This window comes from Deinococcus multiflagellatus (genome assembly GCF_020166415.1).
Lineage (GTDB): Bacteria > Deinococcota > Deinococci > Deinococcales > Deinococcaceae > Deinococcus > Deinococcus multiflagellatus.
This window is the reverse complement of the sequence record NZ_JAIQXV010000012.1, coordinates 1-25,475: the sequence shown is the minus strand read 5'-3', so window position 1 is coordinate 25,475 and position 25,475 is coordinate 1. Positions and strand designations below refer to the sequence as shown.

The 25,475-nt window shown below is 66.5% G+C and carries 31 protein-coding genes and 1 pseudogene; 8 read left to right on the top strand and 24 right to left on the bottom strand.

Translation table 11 applies throughout. The features are described 5' to 3' along the window. Positions 1-26: 26 nt before the first annotated feature. From K7W41_RS14105 to K7W41_RS14075, 7 genes are all read right to left on the bottom strand, one after another. Positions 27-2,201: a secretin N-terminal domain-containing protein gene (locus tag K7W41_RS14105; RefSeq protein WP_224609754.1), complete on the bottom strand. Its 2,175-nt coding sequence runs from the start codon at positions 2,199-2,201 to the stop codon at positions 27-29. Further along, complete coding sequence (locus K7W41_RS14100; RefSeq protein ID WP_224609752.1) at positions 2,198-3,400, bottom strand: hypothetical protein; 1,203 nt, start codon at positions 3,398-3,400, stop codon at positions 2,198-2,200. Before K7W41_RS14100 ends, K7W41_RS14105 begins: the two co-directional genes overlap by 4 nt. Then, a complete protein-coding gene (gene pilO / locus K7W41_RS14095; RefSeq protein WP_224609750.1) occupies positions 3,397-3,963 on the bottom strand; it encodes a type 4a pilus biogenesis protein PilO in 567 nt (188 codons plus the stop codon). The genes K7W41_RS14100 and pilO overlap by 4 nt, the downstream gene beginning before the upstream one ends. Continuing rightward, positions 3,960-5,234: a hypothetical protein gene (locus K7W41_RS14090; RefSeq protein ID WP_224609748.1), complete on the bottom strand. Its 1,275-nt coding sequence runs from the start codon at positions 5,232-5,234 to the stop codon at positions 3,960-3,962. Before K7W41_RS14090 ends, pilO begins: the two co-directional genes overlap by 4 nt. Next, complete coding sequence (locus K7W41_RS14085) at positions 5,231-6,412, bottom strand: type IV pilus twitching motility protein PilT (RefSeq protein WP_224609746.1); 1,182 nt, start codon at positions 6,410-6,412, stop codon at positions 5,231-5,233. Before K7W41_RS14085 ends, K7W41_RS14090 begins: the two co-directional genes overlap by 4 nt. 7 nt (positions 6,413-6,419) lie before the next feature. Then, on the bottom strand, positions 6,420-8,003 hold the full coding sequence (locus K7W41_RS14080) for a GspE/PulE family protein (RefSeq protein ID WP_224609744.1): 1,584 nt from the start codon (positions 8,001-8,003) through the stop codon (positions 6,420-6,422). Between the two features lie 132 nt (positions 8,004-8,135). Continuing rightward, a complete protein-coding gene (locus tag K7W41_RS14075; protein WP_224609742.1) occupies positions 8,136-8,309 on the bottom strand; it encodes a hypothetical protein in 174 nt (57 codons plus the stop codon). A 191-nt stretch (positions 8,310-8,500) separates the two neighbouring features. Here K7W41_RS14075 and K7W41_RS14070 point away from each other — a divergent pair, with 191 nt between their 5' ends. Together K7W41_RS14070 and K7W41_RS14065 are read left to right on the top strand one after the other, a co-directional pair. Further along, complete coding sequence (locus K7W41_RS14070; protein WP_224609740.1) at positions 8,501-8,956, top strand: DUF2227 family putative metal-binding protein; 456 nt, start codon at positions 8,501-8,503, stop codon at positions 8,954-8,956. Positions 8,957-8,967: 11 nt separating this feature from the next. After that, positions 8,968-9,516 (top strand): HD-GYP domain-containing protein, encoded by a 549-nt coding sequence (locus K7W41_RS14065; RefSeq protein ID WP_224609737.1) that lies wholly within the window; start codon positions 8,968-8,970, stop codon positions 9,514-9,516. Between the two features lie 9 nt (positions 9,517-9,525). On the opposite strand, the gene K7W41_RS14060 is transcribed toward K7W41_RS14065, so the two are convergent. Then, a complete protein-coding gene (locus K7W41_RS14060; RefSeq protein WP_224609735.1) occupies positions 9,526-9,948 on the bottom strand; it encodes a hypothetical protein in 423 nt (140 codons plus the stop codon). A 321-nt stretch (positions 9,949-10,269) separates the two neighbouring features. Here K7W41_RS14060 and K7W41_RS14055 point away from each other — a divergent pair, with 321 nt between their 5' ends. Both K7W41_RS14055 and K7W41_RS14050 read left to right on the top strand, forming a co-directional pair. Next, positions 10,270-11,067 (top strand): hypothetical protein, encoded by a 798-nt coding sequence (locus K7W41_RS14055; RefSeq protein ID WP_224609733.1) that lies wholly within the window; start codon positions 10,270-10,272, stop codon positions 11,065-11,067. Then, complete coding sequence (locus tag K7W41_RS14050; RefSeq protein WP_224609731.1) at positions 11,064-12,056, top strand: tyrosine-type recombinase/integrase; 993 nt, start codon at positions 11,064-11,066, stop codon at positions 12,054-12,056. The genes K7W41_RS14055 and K7W41_RS14050 overlap by 4 nt, the downstream gene beginning before the upstream one ends. A 152-nt stretch (positions 12,057-12,208) precedes the next feature. Here the strand turns inward: K7W41_RS14050 and K7W41_RS14045 are convergent, their stop codons facing one another. Continuing rightward, the gene (locus K7W41_RS14045) at positions 12,209-14,302 is read right to left on the bottom strand and encodes a UvrD-helicase domain-containing protein (protein ID WP_224609729.1); all 2,094 of its coding nucleotides are present in this window, start codon (positions 14,300-14,302) and stop codon (positions 12,209-12,211) included. A gap of 242 nt (positions 14,303-14,544) precedes the next feature. On the opposite strand from K7W41_RS14045, the gene K7W41_RS14040 reads away from it, so the two are divergent. Continuing rightward, entirely contained in the window at positions 14,545-15,564 is a 1,020-nt protein-coding gene (locus K7W41_RS14040) for a type II toxin-antitoxin system prevent-host-death family antitoxin (protein ID WP_224609727.1), read from the top strand. Then, positions 15,561-16,466 (top strand): ParB/RepB/Spo0J family partition protein, encoded by a 906-nt coding sequence (locus tag K7W41_RS14035; protein WP_224609725.1) that lies wholly within the window; start codon positions 15,561-15,563, stop codon positions 16,464-16,466. The genes K7W41_RS14040 and K7W41_RS14035 overlap by 4 nt, the downstream gene beginning before the upstream one ends. A 49-nt stretch (positions 16,467-16,515) precedes the next feature. On the opposite strand, the gene K7W41_RS23535 is transcribed toward K7W41_RS14035, so the two are convergent. The 13 genes and pseudogenes from K7W41_RS23535 to K7W41_RS13970 all read right to left on the bottom strand — a co-directional run bounded on the left by K7W41_RS23535 (position 16,516) and on the right by K7W41_RS13970 (position 22,565). Further along, on the bottom strand, positions 16,516-16,938 hold the full coding sequence (locus tag K7W41_RS23535; protein ID WP_263489851.1) for a type IV pilin protein: 423 nt from the start codon (positions 16,936-16,938) through the stop codon (positions 16,516-16,518). 148 nt (positions 16,939-17,086) lie between these two features. Beyond that, a pseudogene (locus tag K7W41_RS14025) lies at positions 17,087-17,185 on the bottom strand (type IV pilin protein); the annotation flags it as partial. Then, positions 17,185-17,643: a type II secretion system protein gene (locus K7W41_RS14020; protein ID WP_224609723.1), complete on the bottom strand. Its 459-nt coding sequence runs from the start codon at positions 17,641-17,643 to the stop codon at positions 17,185-17,187. The gene K7W41_RS14020 and the pseudogene K7W41_RS14025, both read right to left, overlap by 1 nt. Before the next feature lie 21 nt (positions 17,644-17,664). After that, positions 17,665-18,102 carry a type IV pilin protein gene (locus K7W41_RS14015; protein WP_224609721.1) on the bottom strand — a complete coding sequence of 146 codons (438 nt, stop codon included), beginning with the start codon at positions 18,100-18,102 and terminating at the stop codon, positions 17,665-17,667. Between the two features lie 29 nt (positions 18,103-18,131). Next, on the bottom strand, positions 18,132-18,608 hold the full coding sequence (locus tag K7W41_RS14010; RefSeq protein ID WP_318010911.1) for a type IV pilin protein: 477 nt from the start codon (positions 18,606-18,608) through the stop codon (positions 18,132-18,134). A gap of 6 nt (positions 18,609-18,614) precedes the next feature. Next, positions 18,615-19,067 (bottom strand): type IV pilin protein, encoded by a 453-nt coding sequence (locus tag K7W41_RS14005; RefSeq protein WP_224609719.1) that lies wholly within the window; start codon positions 19,065-19,067, stop codon positions 18,615-18,617. 8 nt (positions 19,068-19,075) lie between these two features. Further along, positions 19,076-19,513 (bottom strand): type IV pilin protein, encoded by a 438-nt coding sequence (locus K7W41_RS14000; RefSeq protein ID WP_224609717.1) that lies wholly within the window; start codon positions 19,511-19,513, stop codon positions 19,076-19,078. Positions 19,514-19,574: 61 nt separating this feature from the next. Beyond that, positions 19,575-19,952 (bottom strand): hypothetical protein, encoded by a 378-nt coding sequence (locus K7W41_RS13995; RefSeq protein WP_224609715.1) that lies wholly within the window; start codon positions 19,950-19,952, stop codon positions 19,575-19,577. 25 nt (positions 19,953-19,977) lie between these two features. Then, positions 19,978-20,475 (bottom strand): hypothetical protein, encoded by a 498-nt coding sequence (locus tag K7W41_RS13990; RefSeq protein ID WP_224609713.1) that lies wholly within the window; start codon positions 20,473-20,475, stop codon positions 19,978-19,980. A gap of 292 nt (positions 20,476-20,767) precedes the next feature. Further along, complete coding sequence (locus K7W41_RS13985) at positions 20,768-21,154, bottom strand: hypothetical protein (RefSeq protein WP_224609711.1); 387 nt, start codon at positions 21,152-21,154, stop codon at positions 20,768-20,770. A 120-nt stretch (positions 21,155-21,274) separates the two neighbouring features. Beyond that, on the bottom strand, positions 21,275-21,637 hold the full coding sequence (locus K7W41_RS13980) for a hypothetical protein (RefSeq protein ID WP_224609709.1): 363 nt from the start codon (positions 21,635-21,637) through the stop codon (positions 21,275-21,277). Positions 21,638-21,756: 119 nt separating this feature from the next. Beyond that, positions 21,757-22,173, bottom strand: a complete 417-nt coding sequence (locus K7W41_RS13975) for a hypothetical protein (protein WP_224609707.1) — start codon at positions 22,171-22,173, stop codon at positions 21,757-21,759. 83 nt (positions 22,174-22,256) lie between these two features. Continuing rightward, positions 22,257-22,565, bottom strand: a complete 309-nt coding sequence (locus tag K7W41_RS13970; RefSeq protein WP_224609705.1) for a hypothetical protein — start codon at positions 22,563-22,565, stop codon at positions 22,257-22,259. Between the two features lie 138 nt (positions 22,566-22,703). Between K7W41_RS13970 and K7W41_RS13965 the strand changes: the two genes are divergently transcribed. Continuing rightward, complete coding sequence (locus tag K7W41_RS13965) at positions 22,704-22,973, top strand: hypothetical protein (RefSeq protein ID WP_224609703.1); 270 nt, start codon at positions 22,704-22,706, stop codon at positions 22,971-22,973. Between the two features lie 29 nt (positions 22,974-23,002). Here K7W41_RS13965 and K7W41_RS13960 read toward each other — a convergent pair whose 3' ends face one another. Further along, positions 23,003-24,166, bottom strand: a complete 1,164-nt coding sequence (locus K7W41_RS13960) for a hypothetical protein (RefSeq protein ID WP_224609701.1) — start codon at positions 24,164-24,166, stop codon at positions 23,003-23,005. A 242-nt stretch (positions 24,167-24,408) separates the two neighbouring features. On the opposite strand from K7W41_RS13960, the gene K7W41_RS13955 reads away from it, so the two are divergent. Further along, entirely contained in the window at positions 24,409-24,639 is a 231-nt protein-coding gene (locus tag K7W41_RS13955; protein ID WP_224609699.1) for a toll/interleukin-1 receptor domain-containing protein, read from the top strand. Positions 24,640-24,690: 51 nt separating this feature from the next. Here K7W41_RS13955 and K7W41_RS13950 read toward each other — a convergent pair whose 3' ends face one another. Beyond that, a complete protein-coding gene (locus K7W41_RS13950) occupies positions 24,691-25,401 on the bottom strand; it encodes a tyrosine-type recombinase/integrase (protein ID WP_104992252.1) in 711 nt (236 codons plus the stop codon). Positions 25,402-25,475: the final 74 nt, after the last annotated feature.

The window sequence follows — 25,475 nt, the reverse complement described above, 5'->3', positions numbered from 1 at the left end:
AGAAGAAGGCGGGACAGGGGCATGGCCTATTTACCCGGGGGCACGATGACGCTGCTGCTCGTGCCGTTGGCGCCTGGGGAGGTGGTGGTGCGCGCAGGCCCGGCCGGGGCCGGGGCGGGCAGGCTGGCGGTGCCGGGGGCCACTGGGCCCACCTGGGGCGTGCCTGCGGCGAGATCCGCGCTCAGGGTCAACAGCAGCACCGCGTGGCCTGAGGAGGCCGTGGTTTTTGAGAACAAAGCGCCCAGGATGGGAATGCGGCTCAGCAGCGGAACACCGGTGCGCTGGTTGAGTTCGGTGGTGGTGATGACGCCGCCCAGCGTGACGCTCTGTTTGGGGGCCAGGGTGACCACGGTGTCCACCTGGCGCTTGTTGACGCTGATGGAGCCGCTGGCGCCAAACGTGGGCGCTTCACCGATGATGGTGGAAATCGTCAGTTCGATGCGGCCGTCCCGGGTGGCGCGGGGGGTGACCCGGACTTCGAGACCGTAGTTGTACTCGTCAAAGCCGGAGGTGCTGGTCTTGCCATCGGTACCGGTCGTGGTTTTGGGCACCATCAGCGTGCCCCCGCTCAGCAGGCTCCCGGTGCGGCCGCTCTGGGCGGTCAGGCTGGTGTCCAGCAGGGTTTTGCCGTTGTTCTTGCCTTCACTGGCATTGAGTTTCACGTTGACGGACGGCACGGTCTTGGTGGGGTCGTAGCCCACGCTCAGGCCGCCGCTGCCCCCGCCCACCGTGACGCCCGCGACGCCTGCCTGCCAGTCGATGCCCAGCGAGCGGCCGTCGCTGGTGTCCACCTGCTGCACGTTCAGCCGCACGTTGACGTTGGGCAGTTCCACGTCCAGGTCCTTGATGATGCGCTGCGCCAGTTCGACGTCGGCGCGGGGGCCCTGCAGGATCAAGGTGTTGCTGCGTTCGTCGGCCAGCACCCGCAGGGCGCCGGAGGCGGCGGGGGCGCCCTCTGATCCGGTGGCGGTGCTGGCAGCCCCGCCGCCCAGCAGCGGCGCCAGTACCGTCGCTTTGGCCACGTCCAGCATGACGGTCACGCTCACCACTTCGCGGGCGGCCGCCGCAGCGGTGGGCTGGTCCAGTTGCCGCAGCAGGCCCGCCACAAGGGCGTGATCGGCCGCTGACGCCTGCACCACGAGCTGGGCGGTGCTGGGCACGTAATCAAAGCTTGCGCCGGGCACGCTGCGCTGGAGGGTGGGAATGAGGTCGGCGCCGCCGTGCTGAACCGGGTAGGTCATGACGGCCTGGCCACTCAGGCGCTGCTCTGCCGCCCGCAGTTCTGCTTGCGCGCGCTGCACCTCACCCTCCGTGCCGGTGAGGAGGTAGGCGCCGGCGTCGAGTGGCTTGGCCGTCAGGGTGCTGCTCACCGCCTGCAACACGCGACTCACCGTGGCTTCGGGCAGCCGCACCGTGACGCGGGCCGTGGTGAGCACCGGCGCCGGTGCCGGTGCGGCGCTGACCTGGGCTGCTGGCGCGGCGGCCACCGCGTCCTGAATCAGCGTGGTTACGAGGGCGGCGGCGCGGTCCAGGACAGCAGGATCGCCAATCAGCACGACGCGCGTGCCCGCTGGCGTTACCGTCAGGGTGGGGTAGGCATTGCGCAGGGTGGTGGCCAGCGTCTCGGCATTCAGCGGCGCCGTGGCCAGGCTGCGCTCCTGAGGCTCGGTGACCGGGTCGGCCTCCTGCGCCGTGATCTGCCCGATCAGGGCGAGCGCGCTGTCCAGCACCTGCGGGGTGCCGGTCAGGACAGCGCGCCCGGCGCCGAAGGGATAGGCCTGAAGCCCGGGGGTCAGCTGCACCAGCGTGCCCAGCTGCTCGGTGGTCAGGGGCGTGGAGATGACCCGGCGCTGCAGGGCGGGGTTGCGCAGGGCCCGAATCGTCTCGCTTTTGGCGATGATCAGGAATTTGCCGTCATACAGCGCGTCCAGGCCGGGAGCATGCACCTTGAGCAGGGTCTCGATGGCCTGCCAGGTCGGCACGCCCTTCAGGCTCTGCGTGACGGTCACGGCCGGCACGTCCTGAATCACCAGGTTCAGCCCCGCGCCCCGCGCCAGGGTGCTCAGGGCGGTGCCCAGGCTGGTCTGGCTGGTGGCGGTGAGGTTGACATTCTTGTTGAACGGGGCGGTCCGGGGCAGGGGGGTCAGGGCAGACGCGGAAGCGGCAACAAGGGCGGCGGTCAGCAGCGTGTATTTGATCATGGGGTCTCCACGCGCAGCGTGATGGGGCGCTGGTCGGCCTGACCAGTGAGGATCACTGCCTTGTCCGTGATGCGGCTGACGGTGTAGGCCGTGCCTGGCACCGCCTCACCGGGAATCAGGGTGGCTTCGCCGCTGGGGGTTTGCAGGGTAACCGAGGCGCCAGCGCCGGTGCTCAGGGCCAGCACCTGAAGGGGGGGTGCTGTGGTGGCGCTGGGCGCCGAGGGTCCGGCGCTGGTCGCAGCTGGCGCCGGCGCCGCGCTCGCGGGCGCGTCGGTGCGCCCCATCTGAACAGGCGTGGGGGGCGCGGCCGTCACCGTGGGGCGCGGGCTGACAGGCAACGGCGTCACGGTCACGACCGACGGCTGAGGGAGGGCCGCTGGCGCGGTCGGCACGGCCGCACTGGGGGCCGCCACGGCGCGCGGCGGGGCGACCGGGGCCGGTGCTGGTGCTGGTGCCGGCAGGGGCACCACAATGGGCGCGCTGCTGACGGGCGGCGCCTGCACCGCGGGCGCCGCAGGGGCGGGGACCGGTGCGGCAGCAGGCGGGCTCGTCACTGGCGTGGGCGCGGTGGGGGTGGCCGTCACCGCCCTGTTGGCATCCCGGCCGGAGGTCCGGAACATGTCGGGGACGTCGGAAGCCGAACTGGGTGCGGCGTCAGGGGTCAGTGGCCGGGGCTTGACCTCAGGCGTCTGGGTGCCCGGCGCCGTGGGGACCGGCGCGCTGGTGGGTGTCGCCGGCTCGGCTGGCAAGGGCACGGGCGTGCTGGCCGCGCCGGCCGGCGCTGTTCCTGGGGGCGGTTCAGGGTTGCCCGTGACCGGGACCGGCGCGCCAGCCGTGTTGGCTGTGGGGGTGCCGGGAGAGGACAGGCTGGGACTGGGGGGAGCGCCGAGGGTGGAGAAGCCCGGCGCCGGCGCCGACCGGTTTTGAAGGCTGCGGCCGCCAACAATTGCGACGGTCAGCGCCAGCAGACCCGTGATCCACAGCAGTTGCCGGCGATCTTTCGGGGTCAGGCGGCCCGGCGTGCTGGGTGTGGCCTCAGCTTCCTGCTTTTTGCCGTATTTCTTGGCGATGCGTTCAGCGGGTGTTTCGGCGCGAACCTTGTACAGCGGCGTGTTGGGCGTGGCCGGGGCAATCTCGGCGGCCGCAGCCACCGGCTCTGCGGAGACGGCAGGGGCTGGGCGGCGCAGTGGAAACTTCATGGGGCTCCTGTGGGGGGAAGGGCCGTGGTCGGCGCAGGGGTGGGGGCAGGCGGAATATTGCGGGCGTACGCCACGATCTGGAGGCTCACGTCCAGGTTGTCGGCGGTGCGGCTCAGGACGCCCCGGGTCACCGTCACGGCCCGGTCCAGGGCGCCCAGCGCGTCCAGATAGGCCTGCAGGCCCGGGTAGGTGCCGTCCAGGGTCATGGCGAGCGAGATGGCGGTGATGCCCGGCAGCGGACTGGTGGCGGCCTGCCGGTTGATGCCCTTGACCCTGAGCCCGTGCTGCGCGGCCAGCAAGCGGAGTTCTCGCAGGAGTCCGCCCAGCTGCTCGCGTTCGGGCAACACGGCGTTCAGGTCCTGGGCCTCGGTGGCCAGGGTTTTGGCGCGGGCTTCTTCAATGGGCAACTGATCGGCGCGGGTTTGTGTTTCGGTCTGGAGGATCTGGGCCTGGATGAGGGCCTCGCGGGCGCTGAGGTAGTGCCGCACCTGCGTGAAGGTGAGCCAGCCGCCCAGCAGGACAATCAGGGCCAGGAGGGCCAGGCGCTGCGTGCTGGCGGTCATGGGGTCTGCTCCTTGATGAAGCCGAGGGTCAGGTCAATGGAGCAAATCTTGTCGCAGGCGACCCGCTGAACGTTGGCCGCCAGGGGCGAGGAATTCACCGTATTGACGAGCTGCTCGGTCTGTGAGGGGGTGGCAAGATTGGCGCTCAGCGCGTAGGTGGCCCGCAGCGCCTGACCGTCGAATTCGGGTGCGGCGGGCGCGGCCGCGCCCGGGCCCTCAATCTTGGTCAGGGTGGCGCCGCTGTCGTACAGGGTCAGGGCCAGGCGGCGCAGGTCCGGGCCCAGCTGTCCCCGGTCCTGGGTCAGATTGCGGGCCTGGTCAAGTTGCTGGGCCAGCTGGTCGTTGGCAGTGCGCAGCGCCTCAGCGGCGGCGGCCTGCTGTTCCAGGGCGGCGGTCTGGGCTTCGACCTGGCGGGTTTCCGCCCGGGTGACGCCGCCCAGCACCGCAAACGTCGCGGCGGCCCCACCCAGCAGCAGGCCGCTGGCCAGGTGGGCCGCGAAGTGCTTGAGGGTGACGGGTTCAGCGGTGGGGATGACCAGCGTGGAGAGGCTGCCGGGCCGCTGTTTGGGGTGGGTGATCAGCAGCCGGGCGGCGTCTTCGTCACTGAGGGCCACCGTGTTGATGCTCAGGTCGGCGCCACTGTCGTCCAGGACAGCGTGGATGTCGTCGCGGTATGCGGCGAGGGTGCCCAGGAGCAAAACCGTGATGTCTCCGGCGAGCTGTTGACTGCTCATCACCGTGCCGATCAGCCCCAGCGCGTGCCCTTCCAGGGTGGCGCCAGCCGTCAGGCGTGTGGTTGCCACGTCGACGCTGGAGGGCGTATTGATGGCCAGGGTGACCTGTCCAGGGGCCTGATCACTCGCATGCAGGATCAGCTGCGAATCCTGGTTGTGATGGGCCGCCGCTTCGATCAGGCCAGTGACCAGCGTGACCTTTACCCCGGCGCCGCGCAGCGCGGCCAGGTCTTCCAGGCCAGTGGTGTCAATGGTGGCCCGCAGCATCTCGCGCCGGCCTGCATTGGCCACCAGAATGGCGTTGGTGGGCAGCGCGTCTGGCGATTTGCGCCCGACGGCAATGGTGGCGGCCAACTCGTCGGCCGTGCCCTCAAAAATCTCGGATTCGCGCTGCAGCGGCAAGATGACCGCTGTGGGGCCGCTCAGGCCGACCCGTTTGGTCAGCGATTTGAGGTCCGTCAGGGGGCCGGAGACACTTTTTTTTGGGGTGACCAGCGTGACCTGGTCGCCTGTAATCAGGACCGCGTTGCGGGTCATGCGGTGCGGCCCACGCGGCCATCTTTCAGGCCTTTTTCAACGGTCTCCCGCATGATGCTGCGGCTCATCGCCTGTTCGTTGGAGATCACGCCCTGCTGCGCGGCAAGGATCAGCTGGTCATCCATTGTGACGTTGCCCAGGTCGCCCGAGGATTTCTGGGCGTCGCGGATCAATTGGATGGCTTTTGTCTCGTCCCGCATGATGCTCCGCACGCCCATGTTGGGCTGCAGGACTTCCATGATCAGCTGGCGCATCCGCCCCTGCTTGTCGGGCTGCGTGCGCTTGACCAGCTGCTGGCTGATGATGGCCACCAGGGAATTGGCGAACTGGTGACGCACGCTCTCTTTCTCGCCCGCGCCGTAAAAGCCCAGCACGCGCTGCATGGTGGTCGGGGCGTCCCGGGTGTGCAGGGTGCAGAAGACCAGGTGGCCTGTTTCGGCGGCCTGCAGCGCGGCCGTCATCGTCTCTTTGTCCCGCACTTCGCCGAGCAAGATGATGTCGGGGGCCTGACGCATCGCGTCCTCCACGCCGTCCAGAAAGGTCGGTGTGTCGTTGTCAGGGCCCACCAGGCGCTGATGGATGATGGACTTGTTCTCCCGGTGGATGAACTCAATGGGATCTTCAATCGTGACGATGTGACCCTCTTCCGAATCGTTGAAGTGCCGGATCATCGCGGCCAGGGTGGTGCTTTTGCCGCTGCCGGTCGCACCGGTCACGATCACCAGGCCCCGGCTGCTGACCACGATGTTCTTCAAGGTGTCTTCCAGCGACGACATGTTCTCTTTCGGGGGTTGGACCAGCAGGCCCAGATCGTCGATGGTGGGCACTTCGCGGCTGATCACGCGCATGATCAGAAATGGCATGCCGTTGGACAGCCCCACATTGATGCGGAAATTCCAGTTGGCAATCACGGTGGAATAGTTCAGGCGCTGGTGCTCGCTCAGGGCCACCCGAACCTTCGCTTCTTCGTTCAAGGACTGATGGGTATTGGCGATAATCGTCAGCAGATCTTTTTCGGTGAGGCGGTGGTAGGCCTTGTAGTGCTTCCAGACGCCATTGAGTCGGGCCCGGGGATGGCCGGCGGGCGAGAACGCAATGTCGCTGATGCCTTCCTGCGTGGCTTCCTCGACGAAATCGTTCAGGTGATCCGTGATGTTCAGCATCGTTTCAGTGGTCATGGTCTCCTCAGTGCTGGGCGCCGTGCCGGTAGGTTTGGACTTCCGAGAGGGTGGTCAGGCCAGCGGCCAGTTTGGTCAGGGCGTCTTCGTACAGCGTGCGGAAGCCATGTTCCCGGGCCAGCGCGACAATGGCGGATTCGGCGGCGTTCGCGCGGATGGCCTCCCGCACAAGACCACGCACCGGCAAAATTTCCTGGATCGCCACCCGCCCCAGGTGACCGTGTCCGTCACACCGCGGACACGCCGGGTTGTTCCCAGCCACACGGATGGGGGTGGTGCTGGGAATGTCAGTCCCGTCGAAGAGGTCGGCGGGCGGCGCCTGCACCACGCTGCAGTCGGGGCAGGGGCAGCGGATGAGGCGCTGCGCAATCAGGAGCCGGACACTAGGGGCAATATCGAATGGGTTGGCATTCATGTCTTTGAGCCGGGTGATGATTTCGGCCGCGCTGTTGGTGTGGATGGTGGCGAGCACGAAGTGGCCGGTTTGGGCCGCCTGCATGCCCAGACGAACGGTCTCGGGGTCCCGCATTTCGCCGATCAGGATGACGTCGGGATCCTGGCGCAGCACGGCCCGCAGCGCCTCCTGATCCCCCAGGCGCATCTCGGGGTTCAGCGCGTCGGGATTGAGCTGCACCTGCGTCACCGTGTCCATGCGGATTTCGACGGGGTTTTCGATGGTGGTGATGTTGATGTCGGGCCGGTCGATGTGCCGGGTGATGGAGTACAGGGTGTTGGTTTTCCCGCTGCCTGTGGGCCCACTGATGATCAGGATGCCGTTGGTGTGGTCAAGCCCCCACTGCAGGAGGGCGCGGTTGGAGGGGGTCATGTGCAGCTCGTCGAGCGGAATGATCTGCTCGGGGGAACTGAGCAGCCGCAAGACGGTTTTCGGGCCGTACACCGTGGGGAGGATGTTGACGCGAATGTTGAAGATCTGCCCCCCCACCTCCACCTCCATATGGGCGTCTTGCGGCTTGACCAGGCGGGCATTGCTGACGCCGCCGCGCACCCGCAGGTAGTTGGTGAACTGGTCGTGGAGGTTGCCGGGAATTCGGGTGAAATCCCTCAGGCGGCCGTCCACGCGCAGCCGCACGCGCGTATCGGTTTTGGTGGGCTGGATGTGAATATCGCTGACCCGGTTGGTTTTCGCTTCGCGCAGAACAGCGAAAAAGAGCTGTGACATCGCGCTGTCTTCGGTGTCCTGCTCGGGCGCGGCTTCCGGACGGGTGCGGGTGCGGCGATCACTCTCCGCCTGCAAGGTTGCGAAGGCCGTGTGCTGGGCGTAGGTGCGCTCGATGTAAGCGTTCAGGTCGCTGACGGTGGCCACCACGAACGTGACGTCGCGGTGCAGGATGTCTTCAATCTTCGCGCCCAGAAACGTCGTGTGCATGGTGGCCACGACGCACACCAGCGCGCCGTCCGGGCCGTTCTGATACGGCACGACGTGGTTCTCCAGCACCAGTTTTTCAGGCAGGAGATCTTTGAGCTGGGGGTTTGGAGGATCACGCCGAAGATTCACCTGCTGGACGCCCTTGCTGGTGGCGTAGGCTGTCGCCAGCTGCTCTTCGGTGATCCGGCCAGCTTTGAACAGCACCTGATCCAGGCTGGCAATGTTCTGTTCACCTGGCTGAATATCAACCCCCTGGGCAATCAGGGAGTCGACGATGCTCTTGCGGGCCGGCGTGGTGCGCCCAGCACTTGCCGTGGTGGTCAGTGAGGGGGGGCGTTAGGCCGGCAGCTTGCTCAGCCCGTTTTGTACGGCGTAGTCCAGCGGATCGGGCGTCGCATTCGGATCATGCGGGTCGGTGACGCTGCCCATGCTGTGGAGGGTCTGCTCGATCTCGCTTTCACTCACCCCCAGGCCACGCAGCACCGTCAGGAGGCTGTCTGACGACTGCATAAAAGCGCCCTTGTACTTGAACCGAGTGCTGAAGTCACTCGTGACGGCGACAAGAAATGCAGATTCTAAGGAAGAGATCTTCGGGCGCACGTATCTACTTTGGCGGGGCGCTGGTGCGCCCAGATACCCCCCGCCCTCCCCCCTTCAGGGGGGGTGTCCAGACCGACCAGCGCCCCTGGAGCCTGCCTCCCATGATGGGTTGGCAGCACACCGCGTTGAATCTGAGTGTCTTTGCGCCTCTGGCGGGCCTGGGCGTGTGGGCCGGCCAGGACCAGGTGGTGCTGGCGGTGGGGGCCGGGTATCTGATCGGCACACTGTACGTGACGCCAGACCTCGATCTGCCGCTGAACGACGCGGCGCGCCGCTGGGGACCGCTGCGCTTTATCTGGGTGCCCTACCACCGCCTGTCTCGGCACCGGGGGATGTCCCACACCTATGTGCTGGGGCCGCTGATTCGGCTGCTGTATCTGGCCGTCCTGATGTGGCCCCTGGTGGCCCTGTTCAGGCCGGAAATCGACACCGGGAGGGCTGCCCAGGTGCTCGCCGGGTATTTGGCGTCCCAGTGGCTTCACCTGCTGGCGGACGGTTATTGGCCGGTGGGGCGCCGGCCCCGCCGCACATTGGCAAAGCGCACCAGCGCCCCTTGATTGTGGGGAGCATGACGCTTGATGCCCGTACCGTGCTGCCCACGGCTCTTCTTTCTGCGCTGGACTGCTTGGGCGATGATCATGGCTGGCGGGTGGCGCAGCTGTGCGGCGGCGTCGCGCTTCGCCTGGGCCTGGACGTGCAGGTGGCCACACTGGCAGGCGCCGTGCACGACGTGGGCAAGTTGGCGGTGCCGCTGAGTGTGCTCAACAAGCCGGGCCCGCTCTCGCCCGACGAGCAGCAGCTGATGCGGCGCCATGTGCCGGAAGGACTGGCGATTCTCTCGGCCCTGTGGCCAGCGGCGCCCGCCACGGTGTATCAAGCGGTGGCGCAGCACCATGAGCGGGAAGGGGGCGGCGGGTACCCGAACGGGGAGACGCGCCTGACGGCCCTGGCGGCCGTGCTGGCCGCCGCCGATGTGTATGACGCCCTGCAGTCGCACCGGCCGTACCGGCCAGCCCACACCCCAGCTGAGGCCTACCGGCTTACCTGCCAGGAAGCGCTGCCCCAGTGGGCGCTGGCCGCGCTGGGCGAAATGGTCGGCATTCGTGTGGCGAGCTGACCCGGCGCGTCAAAGCCAGCTGGGCAGCGCGTCTTCCTGGGCCGCGCGCGGCGTGGTGGTCTTCAAATGGGCCACGGCCTCCTGGTGATGGCGCCGCGCGGCGTCGGCGTCGGCTGCCCGGGCCAGAATGGTCCATCCCGATTCCGTGATGTGCGCGGTCTGGAACACCTCGTCGCGGGGCGCGTAGAACTGAAAAAACGTGATGATCACGTGGAGGCCTTCGAAGGTGCCGTCCAGAATGAACGTGTCCACCAGCCGGCCCCTGGCCCGCCACCAGAAGTCCGGCAGGTCCTGTGCTGGGGTGAGGGCCTGGACCCGGTACTGGCCCTGTTCGAGGACATACACATGGCGTGGGCCAGAGGGGTCGGCATTCGGCGGGGGCTGCAACACGGTCCACAATGAGGCGTTGACCGGCGTTTGATCCGTAGGCATGGGCACGTCCTCCTTGAGGCGTCGTTGGGGCAGTGTAGGTCGGGAACCAGGGGACCGGGAAGATGACCGGCACATTTTAAAACTTTTTCAAGTAAATCTGCTCTTGGCCACAATTGCTCAGCAGTGAGCTGGGGGGTACTAGACCCCTCAAAACTCTTTGCAGGGGCCTTCCTGGCCCTCCTGTGAGGGCGCTCCTGGCGATGCCGTCCATCACAGTGTTTTTTCCTCCGGTCTTTCGACAGCGCGAACCGTGGCTACGAGGCTGCCGCTTAGTCGCCCTCTTCTCTGCTCTAACCCGTATTAGAGAAGATATCTTGAATTGTGACCCGTGTGTTCCCTGAACTCCGATGGCATTTTGACTCCACTGACCACCCCGTTGCGGCTGAGGTCGCACACTGGTTTGAAGACGTCAGGGACTTTGACCTCGTGCCACTAAGTGACGACCCACGGCTTACAGCGGACATCCATGCCCACATGCCCATCCTGAAACATGACGCCGAAGTATTACATCGGCGGTGGATGCCCCCATTGCCTTTTTACGACGAATGTTACGACTTGGATATTCTGATTCGCCAGGTCAACGCTGACCTGTTCACAACGCTTCCAGAAGTCCAAGGCGTTCATGGCCGATACACCTCTGGCGGACGCCCGATGATCCTGCTGCTGTGCGCTGTTTCCGATCCACAACGGCTGTCTGCCACTTTGATCCACGAATTCGGTCACCATCTTAAGTACATGAATGGCCCGTCCAAGGATGGGTTCCCTATGGCGAATTGGCTGCTTGAGGAAATATTGGCTGAACAGTTGGTCGCAGACTGCTGTGGCTTCACGTATCTCACCCATAATAAGAGCTGCCCTCCTCAAGCAAAGGAAACAGTCCATCGCTTCCTGATTGAAGAAGAGGACCGGGACAACTTGGACTTGTATGACGAAATTGTTGATTTCACTGATTCTCGTGACAGCGGTCTACATTGTTACGCGTTGGCAAATGAACTGATTCGCCTCCAGCGTTGGACGTTCGCCGAATTACTGAAGATGAATGACCGCGCTTTCCGTGCAGCACTTCTTGAGAGCACCGACTTGTGGACCGATCAAGGCGACGCGGGTGAGGTTTCGTGACTCTCGCTCAATACCAAGGTGACCTCCTCGCGCAAACTCGGGAATGGACGAATCTGCATGACGATGAACTGCGCCGCCGCGCCGTGAAGGCCGCTGGCGAAAAGGATGTCGGCGCCCTGGTGTCCCTCACCACCGCCTACCTGGCCCACCAAGGTGGCAGTGGTGTGCTGACCAGCTCCCGGACCATTGAAGCCTACGAACTTGGCGCCCGGCAGTTTCTCGAGTACGCCACCGATCAGGCGGTGAACCTCCTGCGGCCGGGCCGGCATGACGCCCAGGGCTACATCAACTACATGCTTGCCAGTGGCCGGAAACCAGCAGGGGTGCAGCTCAAGGTCGCGGCGGCCGGGTGCCTGTACCGCGCCCTGCGCTGGGCCGGGGCCACCGACGCCGACCCCTTCAGGGACGCCAAGGTGCCCAAGGACCGCACGCCGGGCATAGTCAAGCGCCCCCCCTACTCCGAAGACGAGCTGGCCGACGTGCTGGATCACGCCGACGTGCACGTGAAGTTCCTGCTCTTCGTCACCGCACATGCCGGGTTGCGCATCAGTGAGGCGCTGGCGCTGCAGTGGGACGACGTGGATGAAGCGGGTCGGCGCCTGCATGTGCGCAGTGGCAAAGGGCGCAAGGCGAGGCTGGTGGCCATGAGCACCAGTCTTGCGCGCGCGGCCCGGCACTACCGGGGGATGTACGGCCCCGGTGGACCGGATCACAGTGACGGCAAGCGCACCACACCTCGCGAGCACGTTTTTCGGTACGGCCACATGATGACCGCCCGCTACCACGTGGAGAAGGCGTTTCAGGCAGCGGGCGTTCCGTTCAGAGGCTTTCACCCGGGGCGGAAGTATGCCGGCACTCGCCTGCTCCGGCAGATCAAGGACTTTGGCCGGGTGGCGGCGCACCTGGGGCATGAAAGTGTCGATACGACGCGAAAAGGCTACGCGCAGCTGGCCGCCGATGACCTCAAGGATGATCTGGCCGGATGGTAGGTCAGCTAAGCCGAAGAGAGACCATCCGAGGCGCTCAACCTGACTCGTCACCCGGGGGCGTAAGCGAGGTGCATTTCCTTCGTGCGGAGGTGCAGGCGCTGCCCGGTCATGCGGGCATCCTAGCGCGCCGTGACGCGTGAAACCGTGCTGCTTTAACTCGCCTGGAGACGGCTGAGCTCGGCCGGCAGGATGAACGGCGTCATGGGCGCGGCGCCGTTGAGCAGCTCGCCACTGGCGCGGTCGAATTTGAGTTCCTGTTCGCCCAGACTCAAACGGATGGCCCGCCGGGTGACGCGCAGCTTCCGGGCCAGCCGCACACGCAGCAGGGGCCCCTCGTAGACACATACGGCGATGCCTGTGCCGGGCGGCGGGGGGACGGCGACCCTGGCCTGCCGCGCCGCCCGCTCAAACAGTTCCAGGTGCGGGAGGTGGATGGCCACGAACGGTGCCTCGACGCCGCCCAACAGCGTCAACCCCTCTTCCGCCCAACTGCGCAGCAGGCGCCGGTGTTCCTCGGCCAGGGCCTGCAGGCGCTCTTTGAGCAGGTCCAGTGGAATGGGGGTCTCGCCCCCCAGGAGGGGCAAGGTGCCCCGGGGATCCGTGAGCTGGGCCACCCGGGGGCCACGCCGCTGGGGCAGCGTGGGGACCTCGGCCATGCTGGCGGCGGCCGCCGGGTCCACGCGGGGCGCCGCTGACAGAGCCGCGCCTGCGCTGGGAACACCCAATGCAGGCGCCGGGCTCGGCACCGGCCGGGCACCTTCCGTCGCGGGCAAGATGCCCGGCGAGACGAAGTCCTGCACCGCCCAGCGTTCAGCTCCATAGGCAAAGCGCAGCACCTGCTGTGCCCGCGTCACCGCCACGAACTGCACGGCGCGCTCTTCGACGGGGTCGCCCTGGCTCATGGGCATGAGTTCCGGATACAGGATGGTCACCCGGGGCCATTCTTTGCCCTTGGCGCGGTGCACGGAGGTCAGCAGCACATCGGCGTCCCCGTCGTCCCGGCACAGCTGGGCGAGGAGTGTCAGGGCGTCTTCCCGCGTCCCTTCCCCGGTGCCCCTCGACACGACCCAGGCGATATAGCGCAAGCAGCGGGCGACATCGAGCAGTTCGGTCAGGGCGCGCCTGGCCCCCTGGTCGCCGTCGGCCGCGCGGGTGGCCAGGGGGTCCGCCAAGGGGGCGAGGTACGCCCGCACCAGGTCCGTCACGGCGTCGTTGGCAAACGGGCCCTGGGCGGGTAAGGTTCCTTCCAGCCCCTCCCTGAGCCGCTGGGCCAGGTCGCGGCCAGTGACCGCCACGCTGACGTCCTTGGCCATCAACTCCAGGGCCAGACGAATCAGGGGCGCGTTGGTGCGGCACAGCACCACGTCGCCCCGCGTGTAGGTGGCGCCCTCCGCGCTGATGTGCTCGACGCGGCCGGGGTTGGCGCCCGGTGCGGGCCGAATAAAGTCGCTGTGGGCCCGCGCGTAGCGCACCACCTCCTGCGGGCAGCGGAAGGACACGCTCAGGGGCAGTTCGACTGCGTCCACAGCGTGTTTCAGGCGGCTCAGCGCCTCCCGGTCTGCGCCGCTCCAGACGTAGATCGCCTGGTCGCTGTCCCCGACGAAGATCAGGCGCCCGGGGCGGTCGTGATGCCCCGTGAGCCCCAGAAGGTGCAGCACATACTGCTGGCGCAGCGGGGTCAGGTCCTGGGCCTCGTCCACCAGGGCCAGCGGCACCGAGGCGGCGCCGTACCCTCTCGTGGCGGGCAGCCACAGCATGTCGGTGAAGTCGGCCAGGCGCTGCGCCTCCCACAGGCGCCCGCCGACCTCGTGCATCGCCGGAATGAGGGTGACCAGCACCTCGGGTCTGCCTTCCCACTCGGCGCGGTCGGCAAGCTGTTGGGCCTGGGTGTCGTCCAGGGTCAGCCAGTGTTCCTCACGGGCGATGCTCCAGGCGCGCGCGGCCGCGCTCAACACCTTGCGCGTCCCCGTGACGGTCAGGGCCGCGACCTGCCGGGCTTTGTCGTCGTGCAGCTGGACTGGGCCCGAGGCGACGTCGTGCAGGAGGCGGTACCCGTGGGCGTGCAGGGTCATGGCCCGCATCCGGGGTGGAAGCCGGGCCTGCAGGTCGCTGACCGCGTGCTTGTTGTAGGCGAAGTACACGCCGCGCCCCAGGTGCCAGGCGGCTTCGACCAGGGTGGTGGTTTTCCCGGCGCCGGCGGTGGCGCGCAAGAAGACATGCCGCCCCGTGTCGCGGACGACGGTCATGAAATGCTCCTGCTCAGCTGTGAAGTGCGCTGGAATCGCCCGGGTCGTCACGCGCTGCCTCCTTCCTACACGGTAATCCAAGAATGGGTGCCCAAGCAGTGACTGGTCCCAAAGTCGGCGCCCGGCCAGCAGAGAGACGGCCGAACTGGGTCACTCGGACGGTAGGGCACCGCGTGCGGCTGCGCCGAAAAGATGTACCTCTTGTCTTGCAAAAGATGTACATCTTTTTTTAAGATACCGCTATGCCAACGCCGAAGACGCCTCACGCCGTGAAAACGCGTGACCTTCGGGCCGCGCTCGCAGACGTCCTGCAACGGGTGGAGCGTGGAGAGCGCGTCCTGATTGAGCGTTACACCGACCCCGTTGCTGCGCTGGTGCCGCTCGCCGACTATCAGGCGCTCCTGCGCCTGGACGCCCACCCAATCACAAAGGAGCAGTACATGGCACACCGCATCGTCGTCAGCAACATTTCGGGCGGAGAAGGCAAGACGTCCATCACGCGCGAACTGGCCCTGACCCTCGCCGATCAGGGCTTTAAGGTGGCGCTGATCGACTCCGACCCTCAGGGCTCCCTGACCAAGAACCTCGGATTCCACGACCCGGTGGACGGTCTGGAGCGCGCGGAACTGCCGGGGTACCAGCGCGAGCACACCATTCTGAGTGCGTTCGAGAACGACGACCAGCCGCGATTGGGCCCGCCCCTTCAGATCTTTGGGGTGGACGTCTGGGTGTCCAATGACGCCCTGTACGAGGCCGATCAGAAGATCGGCGCGGACCTCACCAAGATGGGCAACCTGCGCGAAGCGGTCGACGACATTGCGCCCCTGTACGACTTCATCCTGATCGACACCAAGCCCGGGATCACCCCGCTGCTCAACGCCGCCGTGTCGGCCGCCGACCACCTGATCGTGCCCATCAGTGGTGACAAAGGGTTCGAGAACCTGGACAAGATCGTCAAGCTGGTTAAAGGTGCGCGGCCCTACGCGCCCGGGCTGGGCATCCGCATGTTCATTCCCAACCGCGTGCGGTCGACCACCAATGTGTACAAGGACATGCTGGCCATGATGCAGGAGTACGCTGCCGTGGCCCCTGTTTCCAGCCCGATCCGGGACAGTGTGCTCATGATGGACGCGCAGCGCGCCCGCAAGCCCCTGGTCAAGCACAAGCCGACCGCCGACATCACCGACGACGTTCGCCGCGTGGCCCGTGACCTGCTGCGGGAACTGGGGGTGGCGACCACCGCCGAGCCGGTGACCCCATGAAAGGCGGCGTTTCCCGCGCGGCGGTTGGGGCCCAAGCCCTTCTCGCCGGTCTGAAGGACGCGCCGGCCGACGCGGAGCTGGCCCTGAGCGCCATTGAAGTGGTGCCGGGCTTTAACCCCCGGCGCCTGCTGGGCGACGAGGCGTTTACGCCCCAGGCCCTGCAGGCGCTGGCCGACAACATCCGCGAGTTTGGGGTCCTGCAGCCGGTCCTGGTGCGGCGTGACAGGGCCCGGATTCTGCTGGTGGCTGGGGAACGCCGCCTGACCGCTGCGGGCCTGGCGGGCCTCAAGACCATTCCGGTCATCTACCTGGACGTTGACGCTCAGCGGGCCGAAGAGATTGCGGTGCTGGAGAACGCCCAGCGTGAGGATCTTGACCTCGTCACCGAAACCCTGGTCGGCTTCAAGTTGCTCGCCCGGCACCTGCAGCGGGATGAGGACGGTGTGGTGGCCTACCTGCAGGATGTGCGCAAAGGGCGCCGGGCCGATGACCTGGGGGCCGAGACGCTGCTGCGCCGCCTGTACGGCACCGGCGTGAGCGTCTGGAGCCTTCAGCGGGCCCGCATCCTGAAGATGACGGCCGCCGAGCGTCAGGCGGTGCAGCGCAAGCAGCTGGACGCCAAGGCGGTGGGGGAACTGGTCCGGCTGCCGGAAGGGCCCGCGCGCGCGGCGCTGCTGGCGCGCGCCGTCGCTGAAGGCCTCAGTGCCCGGCAGGTGCAGGAGCTGGTGCGCGCCTCGGCGGCGCCGGCACGCCGCCCTCTGGACCTGCAGGCCGCCACGCTCCGCAAGCAGCTGGGGCGGGTGACGCGGTTGAAGGGCGACGACGCCCTCCGGGCCCAGCAGCTTCTTGAGGAGCTCAATGCCCTGCTGGGCCCGGAGCGAACCCGCGCACCTCAGCGGTAACCACAGGGACAGGGCACCAGCCGACGGCTGGTGCCCTGTCCGCGCCGCGCTAGAACCGGTGCGACACCGACAGTTTCAGGTTGTCGCCGGTGCTGGTGTAGTAGGACTGGGTGCCCTGCCGGCTGTACACCCAGAAGTTGTACTGGCTGGCATTGGCGCCGATGGTGCCGGCACCGGCCACCGCAGGGCCCGCCACGAAGCCGGCCGTGTAGGGCTGGACCTCGATGCCCTGGCAGGCTTCAGTGACATCGGCGCCCAGCGCGCCCGGCGAGGTGGCGTAGGTCTGGTTGGCAATCTTGTAGGCGGTCTGTGCGGTGATGATGGCCCGGCCACATTGCAGGGCCGCGACGTCGTGGGGTCGGCGCTGCGACTGGCTGAAGGTCGGGAGCAGGAGCGCAGCCAGCACGCCAATAATGGCGATGACCACCAGCAGTTCGATCAGGGTGAAGCCCTGGGTGTGGCGTCCATGCATAGGGTTCTCCAGGTGGGGTGATGGGCGGAGGTGACGCTGGGCTGGTCGGCCCTGTCCGGCGAAGGCGGTGCTCACAGGCCCCACGCGCTCCAATGGGGGCGCTGTTGCGATTCGGTGAAGGTGGGCAGCCGTAGGGCGGCCAGTCGGTGAAGGTGGGCAGCCGTAGGGCGGCCAGGACGCCGATGATGGCAATGACGACCAAGAGCTCAATCAGGGTGAAGCCCTGGGTGCGCTGTGTCGGCGTCATCAGAGACCCCACACGCTCCACTTGTAAAAGAAGAGTTTGCAGGGCCGGCCGTTGCAGGTCGGATCGTTGCCGTTGCTCACGTACGCGCCACTGCCGCTGTTGTTGGCCACGAAGAAGACGGGAAGACCGCGGGCGTCTGTATCGTTGATGGCATACTCACTGCCCGTCTTGGACGTGGGCACAGCGTACGGCATGATTCGCTGCCCTGCACACGCTTCCTGGACGTCCGCACCGAATACGTTGGGGTTGTACGGTGGCGTGGGGAGCGCGCCGCCGTTTGACGCTTTGTAGGCGATCGCGCCCGTGAAAATGGCGCGGCCACACTGGAGTGCTGCCACGTCATACGGTTTCTTCTGCGCCTCGCTGAACGTTGGCAGAAGGATGGCCGCCAGCACGCCGATGATGGCGATGACGACCAGCAATTCGATCAACGTAAAACCTTGGGTACCGTACTTCATAGGGGCTCCTGAGCGCGCAGCTCACCAGGGGAAGAGACGATTCAAGCGGGTCCCGGCCGCCGTCTGGCCGTCATTGCGGTTGAACAGGTAAAACCCGGTGCCGTTCGGATGAAACACCTGAAAGCCGTAGTTCTCAGCGCTGGCGCCGATGCTGTTTGATACGCTCGCGCCGGGGTTATCGGCACGGGCTGTGTCCGGTGTAACCAGGACGCCCGTGGAGATGCAGGCCTCCTGTACATCCGTGCCCATATTGGCCAGGGCTGGCGTGAAACTGCCGCGCTCCAGGCGCGTACTGTTCTGAAAGGTGACGATGGCCCGTCCACACTGCACGGCCGCAGCGTCATTCGGCTTTTTCTGGGCTTGAGCGAACGTCGGCAATAGAAGGGCCGCCAGCACGCCGATGATGGCGATGACGACCAGGAGCTCGATCAGGGTGAAGCCTTGCGTCTTCTGTTTCATGGGTGCTCCAGATGTGTTGAGCGCGAGGCTCACCAGGTGAACAAGCGATTGAGTTTGTTGCCGGAGCCAACGGGGTCGGGAGCGCTCGACAAGTACCGGTAAAAGCCGGTGCCCGACGGGTGCCAGACCTCAAAGGCGAGGGTCGTGGCATTGCTCTGAATCTGGTAGGCCACGATGCCCTGGGCGTAGGTCGCGCCGTGGTGGTTCAGGCGCACCCCAGCCGCCTGGCAGGCTTCCTGCACGTCTGTCCCCAGCGCGCTCAAGTCGCTGGTGTACGTGCCGGCGCTGGCCCGGTACGCCGTGGACGCCGTGACCACAGCGCGGCCACACTGCAGGGCCGCGACGTCATAGGGGCGCTTCTGCGACTCGGTGAACGTGGGCAGCAGCAGGGCGGCCAGCACGCCGATAATGGCGATCACGACCAAGAGCTCAATCAGGGTGAAGCCTTGCGTGCGGTTCAGAGCCGCGTGCGGGTGAGCGGCTGGGGCAGGAGAAAGGGTCTGCATAGGGGATCACCAGCGGAACAGGCGGTTCAGCCTGTTGCCGTTGTTCACAGGGTCGGGCGATTCGTTCCAGTAGCGGTAGAAGCCGCTGCCTTGCGGGTGGAACACGGAAAACGCCAGGGTGTTGGCACCGCTGTTGAGCTGGTATGCGGAGGTGGCGGCCGTGTTGGTGGCCGCGTGTGCGTTGAGTTGCACGCCAGCCGCCTGGCAAGCTTCCTGTACGTCGGCGCCGAGTGCGGCCGGACTGGCCGTGTACGAGCCGGTGCTGAGCTTGTACGCGGTGGCGGCCGTCACCACGGCCCGGCCGCACTGCAGGGCCGCGACGTCGTAGGGGCGCTTCTGCGACTCGGCGAACGTGGGCAGCAGCAGGGCGGCCAGGACGCCGATAATGGCGATGACCACCAAGAGTTCTATCAGCGTAAATCCTTGCTGGCGCGCGTGGTTCTGAGGGCCACTTTGCATGATTCTCCTTAGAAGGGGGTGGCGGTCAGCTGATCGCCAGTCTGGGTGTTGGTGTAATAGATGTGGCGGCCCTGTGGATGCCACACCCAGAATTCGAGGTCGCCATCTGCTGTTGCCGTCACTTCGGCGTTTCCTGCCGCCGTTGGCTGGGTCGGTGCCACGCTGCTGATCTGCACCCCATTGGTGGTGCACTGCCGCGCGACGTCGCGGAACTGGGTGACCGGACCTGGGGGCACGGGTTGGCTGCCCACCCGGTACTCCGTCAGCTGCACCAGAATGGTGTGGTGGCAGGCCTGGGACGCGGTGTCGTAGGGGCGCCGCCGGGTCTCCAGAAAGGACGGAATCATGATGGCGGCGAGGACCCCCATGATGGCCATGATCAGGAGCATCTCAATCAGCGTAAAGCCGTCGGTGGGGCTGCGGGGTGGGTGTCTCTGCCGCGTCATGCCTGGAGCATCATGGGGCGCTGGTGCGCCCGGCACCCTCCCCCCCGGTGGGGGCACCCCCTCACGGCTCCAGAAAGATGAACGCCCCCCGGTCCGCAGCGGCCAAGGCGTCTCTGGCTGAGATCAGGTAGGCGTAGACGACGACGTGACCGCGAAAGCCGCGCCGGCAGGTGGGAATCATGGGCACGCCCGGCGCACATTCGGGGGCCTGAGGGTCATCGTTCCAGATGCGCACCTGGGCCAGTGGGCCTTCTCGCCGCAGGGCGTTTTCCATCTGGGCACGGAACAGCCGCTCGCTGCCGGACCAGTGCGGCCGGACCTGGGTCCCATTGGGAACGCCCCGTCGGCGGTGCAGGTCGGCCAGCAGGTCCTGCACTTCCCGGCGCTCGCTCAGTTCACACAGCGCGTAGATATCGGTGGCGGCGGACAGAGTGGTCATGGGGTCCAGGGGAGGGGGCCTGCCCTTAAATGGCGTCCCACTCGACGATAGGCTGAATGACCCGCACGGCTGTGACCAAGTTGGCCGCACGCTGAAGGTCGTACTGGGCCAGGGTGGTGTCGTGGGGCCGGCGCGGCGTGGTCAGGGCGCCCACATGCTGCTCCAGGGTGTGAAGCAGGGCGTTGAAATGCACGTCCCGCTGCAAGGCATAGACCCGGTCATTGTGGATGAGGGGGGTCAACTGCCGGGTGGAGGCGATGGGCCGGGGGGGAAAGTGCACCACGGACAGGGGCGAGCGGTCGGAGATGTCTTTCAGCACAACCAGGGCCCCGGTCGCGGTCAAGCCTGTCGCTTCCGGCAGATCGCTGGTCACGACAATGAACAGCTGTGGGCAGTGTGCCGCCAGGCCGTGCAGGTGCAAGGCGGTGGGGATCAGGGCAGCTGAGGTCATCAGATGCGACAGGGTGACAGCTCGGGCCTGGGGCGGCAGCGGCAGATTGAGCGGGGCGGGGGTCAGGGTCATGGCCGCACAGTGAGGGAGCGGTGGTGCGGCGTGCATAGGGGGGGACTGGGGGTATCGGTGGGTGCCGTCATGTCTGCACTGGGGGAAGCGAGGTTCACATCAGGCCGATGGGGGCCTGGGCCGCTCCTCAAGTCGGTGTGGCCCAGAGAGTCAGGCCTGGATCGACCACGGCGGCGGGCAATGCGCTGGGCGTGCAGCCCCGGGATGGAGGGGCCCTGTGGAGCTCAGGGTTGCAGGTGGAGAGCGCTGCGGCCCAGTGGGGAGGACAGACATCAGATGGGGTATTCACCCATCATGTTGACCGGCGCTGGGCGTGGATCTGCTGCACGGCCGTCCGGTACGTGGGCGAGAGGCCCACAGGGCGGTCAGGATTCAGCCAGCGGCAGGTGACCACGTAGGCCGCCTCCGCCGCGACATCGGCGGGCCAATCCAGGGCCAGCCGAGCGGGATGGCCGGTGGCCACCAGGAAATGACACAGTGGATCCGGCGCCGTGGCCTGCGCCGCCTGCGTGACGGTGAACTGCACGGCCGGATTGATGCCTCGCCAACGGCCGGGTGCCACGAGGACGACGCCCAGGTGCTGGGCGTTCTCCTCAGCGGTGAGCCAGCCGCGCACGGTTTCCGCCCTGTTTTGAAGCCGAACGAGTTCAAGGGCAACGGGGGCGGGATTGCCGGTCACCCCATGAGCGTACCCCCACCATCAGGCGAAGGGTGGCCCGCCCTGCCCTGCCAGCTCCGGGTGCAAGCCTGCTTCGTCCAGCACTGGTACCACATGAAGACGGGCGAGATTGCCGGAGGCTTACCCGCCCAGGTTGAGAGAAGCCACTGATTTGAGGCCCCGGACAAGGGCAACGTTAAAGATCAGGATCGCCAGGAAAAGGGTCGGCCACCAGATGACACGCCACTGGGGGAGCCGAGAGAACGTCAGGACGCGTGGGATGATCACTATGGCGAGCAAAGCAGTGAGTGTCAGCGCCCAGGGCAGGACGGTGAGGAGGATGCGCAGCAGCCCGTTGGCGCCTGGCGACAGGTCAAAGCTGCCGGTTTCCATGGCCCTGGGGATGGTAAACGACAACAGGAGAAGCGCGTAGAAGTTCACCGTGATGATGGCAGCCTGACTTTCAGGGCCAGTCAGGGGTTCGTGGGCTGTGGGTATGGACATCGGGGGTCTCCTCGTTGGGGCAGGGCTGATCGTGGGGTGTGCGCCGTTCCCGCTCAGCGGTGTGTGGCGGACCGGGTTCGGGGTAAGCGAGGCCACTCTGACTCAGGCGTCTGTTGGAGTCAGTGCGTCACGCGGCCCTGCTGGCCAGCCAGGTCGCGCACAGCGGCGGCCACGCCCGCGAGCATCCCGGCGGTGGTGGCGCCCTGCTCCAGGCCGAGGTAGGCGGCAGAGTGCAGGGCGTGGTAAGCCGCCTGCAGCGGCGCTTTCCGGGCCTGGGTGACCTGGCGGTACCACTCGCGGCCGTAGGCCACGACGTCGGTGTCTGGAAAGCCGGCGAGGGCCGCCAGGTCCTGGGCGTGGCGCTCGATCTGAAAGGCGTAGCTGTCCAGCAGTTCGCGGGTCAGGGGCGCCTCACCCAGGACAGGGGCAAATTCGATGGTGGCAAGCAAGCGCAGGGTGCTGGTGATGCAGGTGTCGAAGGTCTGCTGATTGTGCACCGACACGGCGACATTCAGCGGGGTGTCAGTGGCCGTCATGCCTGTAGGGTGCGGGGGCGCTGGTCGGTGCGTCAAGGACGATGGCCGGAGCCTCTCCTTTCCGGGCCTGGGTCACCAGGCGTTCACGCCGTCAGCAGAAGAACAAGCCGACCCAGACCGAAGCCCAGCCCCCAGCTCAAGCCAGACTGGACAGCCGTGAGCAGCAGGGGCGAAGGTGAGGAGGGCTGTGTGGAGGTGTGTTTTGCTCTCATTACGAACACGAAGACCATAATGGGTACCGCGACCAGGCCCACGATCGCCAGTCCCCGGAAGATGCGGGCAAACGTTTCGGTGCTGATGACGGGCCACTGGAATGTCAGGCCGCAATACAGGCCGGACGCCAGGAGGGCCAGGGAACACAGCACCTGGATGAGGATAAATTGGGTGGCCATAGCAGCCTCCAGAGGAAGAGGGCGCTGGTGCGGCGAACTGTGATGCCAGAGGGCATTGAGGGGCCAAATCGTTCCAGATTGCTCGGCAGGGGTGGGTGGTGCCCGGCTCATTCCCGCAGCGGCCGTTACACTGAACGTGTGATGGAGACGGTGGGGAATGGACTTATTGCCATCGGGGCGACCTTGCTCATCCTGCTGCTGCTCGCGTCCCTTCTCTTTGGCCTGTTCATGTTGACCCCATTCATGAACCTGGCCCTGGCCAGCTGGCTGGAGCCACCGGCCACCCAAATGGGCCTGAAGCGTCTTTGGATGGGCACCGGCCTCCTGGGACTCAGCAGCCTGCTGGCGGGCCTGGCGCTTCAGCGCCGCTCACGCCAGGCCAGACGAGATTCGAAGCAGGCGAGGTGACGTGAGGGTGATGGGCCCGACGGTTCACCCTAAGCCAGCGGTGCGCCGAGCATGATCATGGTGGCGCCCGGCGCATAGGCGCTGCGGCGCACCGTGACGGTCCAGCCAGCCTGAAGGAAGGCGTCAGCTTCGGTGTGGAGGGTCGGGTCCTTGGGCGAGAGGTAGGGCTCATAGGTCAAGACGAGCTGCTGGGTGGCCGCCCCCTTCCAGTACGCGATGTGGTCGCGGATACGCGGGCGCTGGTCGGCGAAGGTCCGGAGCACCTGACGTTCCTGCTCGAACAGACAGCGCACCTCGCGGCGGCTGAGTGCGGCAGGCCCAGCACCTTCCAGGGCGCATTCAGCGATAAAGGCGTCGTACCGTTTGGCCTGGGCTGCGTAATCGGTGGCGGCCCTGTAGCTGAAGGTGAGGTTGCGCCGGGCGTCGGCCATGAGGCTGCGGGCATAGGCGGACTGGGCCTGATAGGTGAAACATGCAGGCACATCAACCAGACGGTGGACCGCGAGTCGGGTGACTCGCCAATCCGGCCGGTTTCTCTCGTATTCGGCCGTGCGGTCGGGTGCGGCTGTGTTCAGGGTGTTCAGCCACGCGTTGATGGTGTGCTCATCGGCATCGGGGCCCAAAGTGGGGAGTGGCATGACGGGCGCGGCGCCGTCGATCAGCAGCCCCGTCTCGGGCGTCCATTCCAGGAGCTGAGCCCGCCAGAGTTGCTGCCGGAGCGCGGGGCTGACCTGTTCCGGCAGGGGCAGCAGGGGCCAGGGCCTGGTCAGCCGGGCCCGTCGGTCGATGGAGACCGGGTGGGCGTGGTCTCTGGGCACCGCCCGGTACACCGTGTCCCGGTCCAGCGGGGGGCCAGCCGGCGCGAAGGGTGCGGCTGACCCAGCAGCGTTGGGCCGCTTCACTGGGGTCGTGGCCTCCGTCTCGGCCACCGGCGCCTCCAACACGGGGAGCGCCGCCTGGGCCCAGCGGAGCGTCACGTCCACACCGTACCGCTGCAGGGCGCGCCGCAGCGCTTCGGCGTCGGCTGGGGGCGTCAGACGGGGCCGGTGGGGCTGGGCGCTGAGGGTGTTCCAGTCGGTGCCGTGTAGGGCGGCGATGACGCTGAGGGCGCGCTGCTGGCCGAGGGGGTTGAGGCCCTGGGCCGCGAGGTAGGCGCGCAGGGTGTGGGCCACGGTCTTGGCCGGGTGGATCATCACGCAGTCCTTCCGGAGCGCGGTCGCGGCGGGTCCCCGCATTCCCGCCACCGCCGCACCCCTGAAGGCAAGCATCGGCATGACGAGTGAACCTGGACTTCACCGTGCAAGTGCGGGGGGCTTAGGCGTCCAGGGGCCACCTCCAGTCTACTCTCCGCTGATGGAAGACGCCATGTAAGCCCAGCCGTCCTTGGGTTCAATTGCCGGAAAACGCGTAACACAGCGCCTCTAGAATGCCTGGTATGACCACACCGCCTGTTGAAGCTGTGAAAGCCATGGTCAGTTACGCCTGGGGCACGCCCGAACACCAACAGCGCGTCAGAACCCTGGTGGATCACCTGATTGACAACGGCATCGATGTCACCTTCGACAAGTACGACCTGCGCGACGGGGACGATGTCAACCGGTTCATGGAGCAGGTCGCGGCCCAGGGCGACATTCAGAAAGTCATCGCCATCTGCGACCCAAACTAGGGGGTGGTTTAAGGAAGCTGCTACCAAGCGCAAAGTGAAGGCTTTCCCGAGCTACACCGGGAAGCGCCCGATCACCCGGTCGTACTCGCGCTGGGCCTCGCCCAGCGCCAGCCGCGAGTAGATTTCTAACGACTGCCGGGAAGCATGGCCGCTGTACGGCTGAATCAGCGCGTCGTCGAGGCCCTGTTTCTTGAGCCAGGTCAGCAGGAAGTGCCGCAGCTTGTGCGGCGACAGGCTGCGATCAATGTTCGCCAGAGCCGTGTAGCGCTCAAACATTCGCCGCACGCCCCGGTCGCTGTACCGGCGCTTCCACGAGGACTCGAACAGGTAGATTCCTCCCTGTTGTCGTCTCTGGCCGATATGAAGCGCCAGCGTCTCCTTGAAGGGTGCTGGGAACGGCACCACCCGGTCCTTGCTCCCCTTCCCCAGGTTTACCCGGATCTGGCAGGCGTCCAGGTCCACGTCCGCGAGGCGCATCATCACCAGTTCGGACACGCGTACACCGGTGTACAGGAAGGTCTTGATCAGCACGAGGTCAGCGGTGCGGCGCGTGCGCCACACCGCCTCGTAGAACGCCCGCACCTGCTGCTCGGTCGGCACCCACGGCAGGCGGCGCGATGGTCCCGGCACCTCCACTTCCAGTTCGGTCCGCAGGTGACGGAACACCTCCTTGAGGTAGGCGTAGTCTGGCCGCTCAGCCCGCAGCAGTTTCGCCAGTTCACGCGCTTTCTTCTTCGCCCCGGTGCGCCGCGTCTGTGTCATGCGTCCACCTCGACCTCCAGCTTGAGCCTGCGAGTCAGGTCCAGTTTGAACTCCCCGTATGGGTTGATGTGGTG

Bases quoted from the DNA above. Each gene is read 5' to 3' on its own strand.
- K7W41_RS14105 (WP_224609754.1), bottom strand. From the start codon at position 2,201: ATGATCAAATACACGCTGCTGACCGCCGCCCTTGTTGCCGCTTCCGCG.
- K7W41_RS14100 (WP_224609752.1), bottom strand. From the start codon at position 3,400: ATGAAGTTTCCACTGCGCCGCCCAGCCCCTGCCGTCTCCGCAGAGCCG.
- pilO (WP_224609750.1), bottom strand. From the start codon at position 3,963: ATGACCGCCAGCACGCAGCGCCTGGCCCTCCTGGCCCTGATTGTCCTG.
- K7W41_RS14090 (WP_224609748.1), bottom strand. From the start codon at position 5,234: ATGACCCGCAACGCGGTCCTGATTACAGGCGACCAGGTCACGCTGGTC.
- K7W41_RS14085 (WP_224609746.1), bottom strand. From the start codon at position 6,412: ATGACCACTGAAACGATGCTGAACATCACGGATCACCTGAACGATTTC.
- K7W41_RS14075 (WP_224609742.1), bottom strand. From the start codon at position 8,309: ATGCAGTCGTCAGACAGCCTCCTGACGGTGCTGCGTGGCCTGGGGGTG.
- K7W41_RS14070 (WP_224609740.1), top strand. From the start codon at position 8,501: ATGATGGGTTGGCAGCACACCGCGTTGAATCTGAGTGTCTTTGCGCCT.
- K7W41_RS14065 (WP_224609737.1), top strand. From the start codon at position 8,968: ATGACGCTTGATGCCCGTACCGTGCTGCCCACGGCTCTTCTTTCTGCG.
- K7W41_RS14060 (WP_224609735.1), bottom strand. From the start codon at position 9,948: ATGCCTACGGATCAAACGCCGGTCAACGCCTCATTGTGGACCGTGTTG.
- K7W41_RS14045 (WP_224609729.1), bottom strand. From the start codon at position 14,302: ATGACCGTCGTCCGCGACACGGGGCGGCATGTCTTCTTGCGCGCCACC.
- K7W41_RS14040 (WP_224609727.1), top strand. From the start codon at position 14,545: ATGCCAACGCCGAAGACGCCTCACGCCGTGAAAACGCGTGACCTTCGG.
- K7W41_RS14035 (WP_224609725.1), top strand. From the start codon at position 15,561: ATGAAAGGCGGCGTTTCCCGCGCGGCGGTTGGGGCCCAAGCCCTTCTC.
- K7W41_RS23535 (WP_263489851.1), bottom strand. From the start codon at position 16,938: ATGCATGGACGCCACACCCAGGGCTTCACCCTGATCGAACTGCTGGTG.
- K7W41_RS14020 (WP_224609723.1), bottom strand. From the start codon at position 17,643: ATGAAGTACGGTACCCAAGGTTTTACGTTGATCGAATTGCTGGTCGTC.
- K7W41_RS14015 (WP_224609721.1), bottom strand. From the start codon at position 18,102: ATGAAACAGAAGACGCAAGGCTTCACCCTGATCGAGCTCCTGGTCGTC.
- K7W41_RS14010 (WP_318010911.1), bottom strand. From the start codon at position 18,608: ATGCAGACCCTTTCTCCTGCCCCAGCCGCTCACCCGCACGCGGCTCTG.
- K7W41_RS14005 (WP_224609719.1), bottom strand. From the start codon at position 19,067: ATGCAAAGTGGCCCTCAGAACCACGCGCGCCAGCAAGGATTTACGCTG.
- K7W41_RS14000 (WP_224609717.1), bottom strand. From the start codon at position 19,513: ATGACGCGGCAGAGACACCCACCCCGCAGCCCCACCGACGGCTTTACG.
- K7W41_RS13995 (WP_224609715.1), bottom strand. From the start codon at position 19,952: ATGACCACTCTGTCCGCCGCCACCGATATCTACGCGCTGTGTGAACTG.
- K7W41_RS13990 (WP_224609713.1), bottom strand. From the start codon at position 20,475: ATGACCCTGACCCCCGCCCCGCTCAATCTGCCGCTGCCGCCCCAGGCC.
- K7W41_RS13980 (WP_224609709.1), bottom strand. From the start codon at position 21,637: ATGTCCATACCCACAGCCCACGAACCCCTGACTGGCCCTGAAAGTCAG.
- K7W41_RS13975 (WP_224609707.1), bottom strand. From the start codon at position 22,173: ATGACGGCCACTGACACCCCGCTGAATGTCGCCGTGTCGGTGCACAAT.
- K7W41_RS13970 (WP_224609705.1), bottom strand. From the start codon at position 22,565: ATGGCCACCCAATTTATCCTCATCCAGGTGCTGTGTTCCCTGGCCCTC.
- K7W41_RS13960 (WP_224609701.1), bottom strand. From the start codon at position 24,166: ATGATCCACCCGGCCAAGACCGTGGCCCACACCCTGCGCGCCTACCTC.
- K7W41_RS13955 (WP_224609699.1), top strand. From the start codon at position 24,409: ATGACCACACCGCCTGTTGAAGCTGTGAAAGCCATGGTCAGTTACGCC.
- K7W41_RS13950 (WP_104992252.1), bottom strand. From the start codon at position 25,401: ATGACACAGACGCGGCGCACCGGGGCGAAGAAGAAAGCGCGTGAACTG.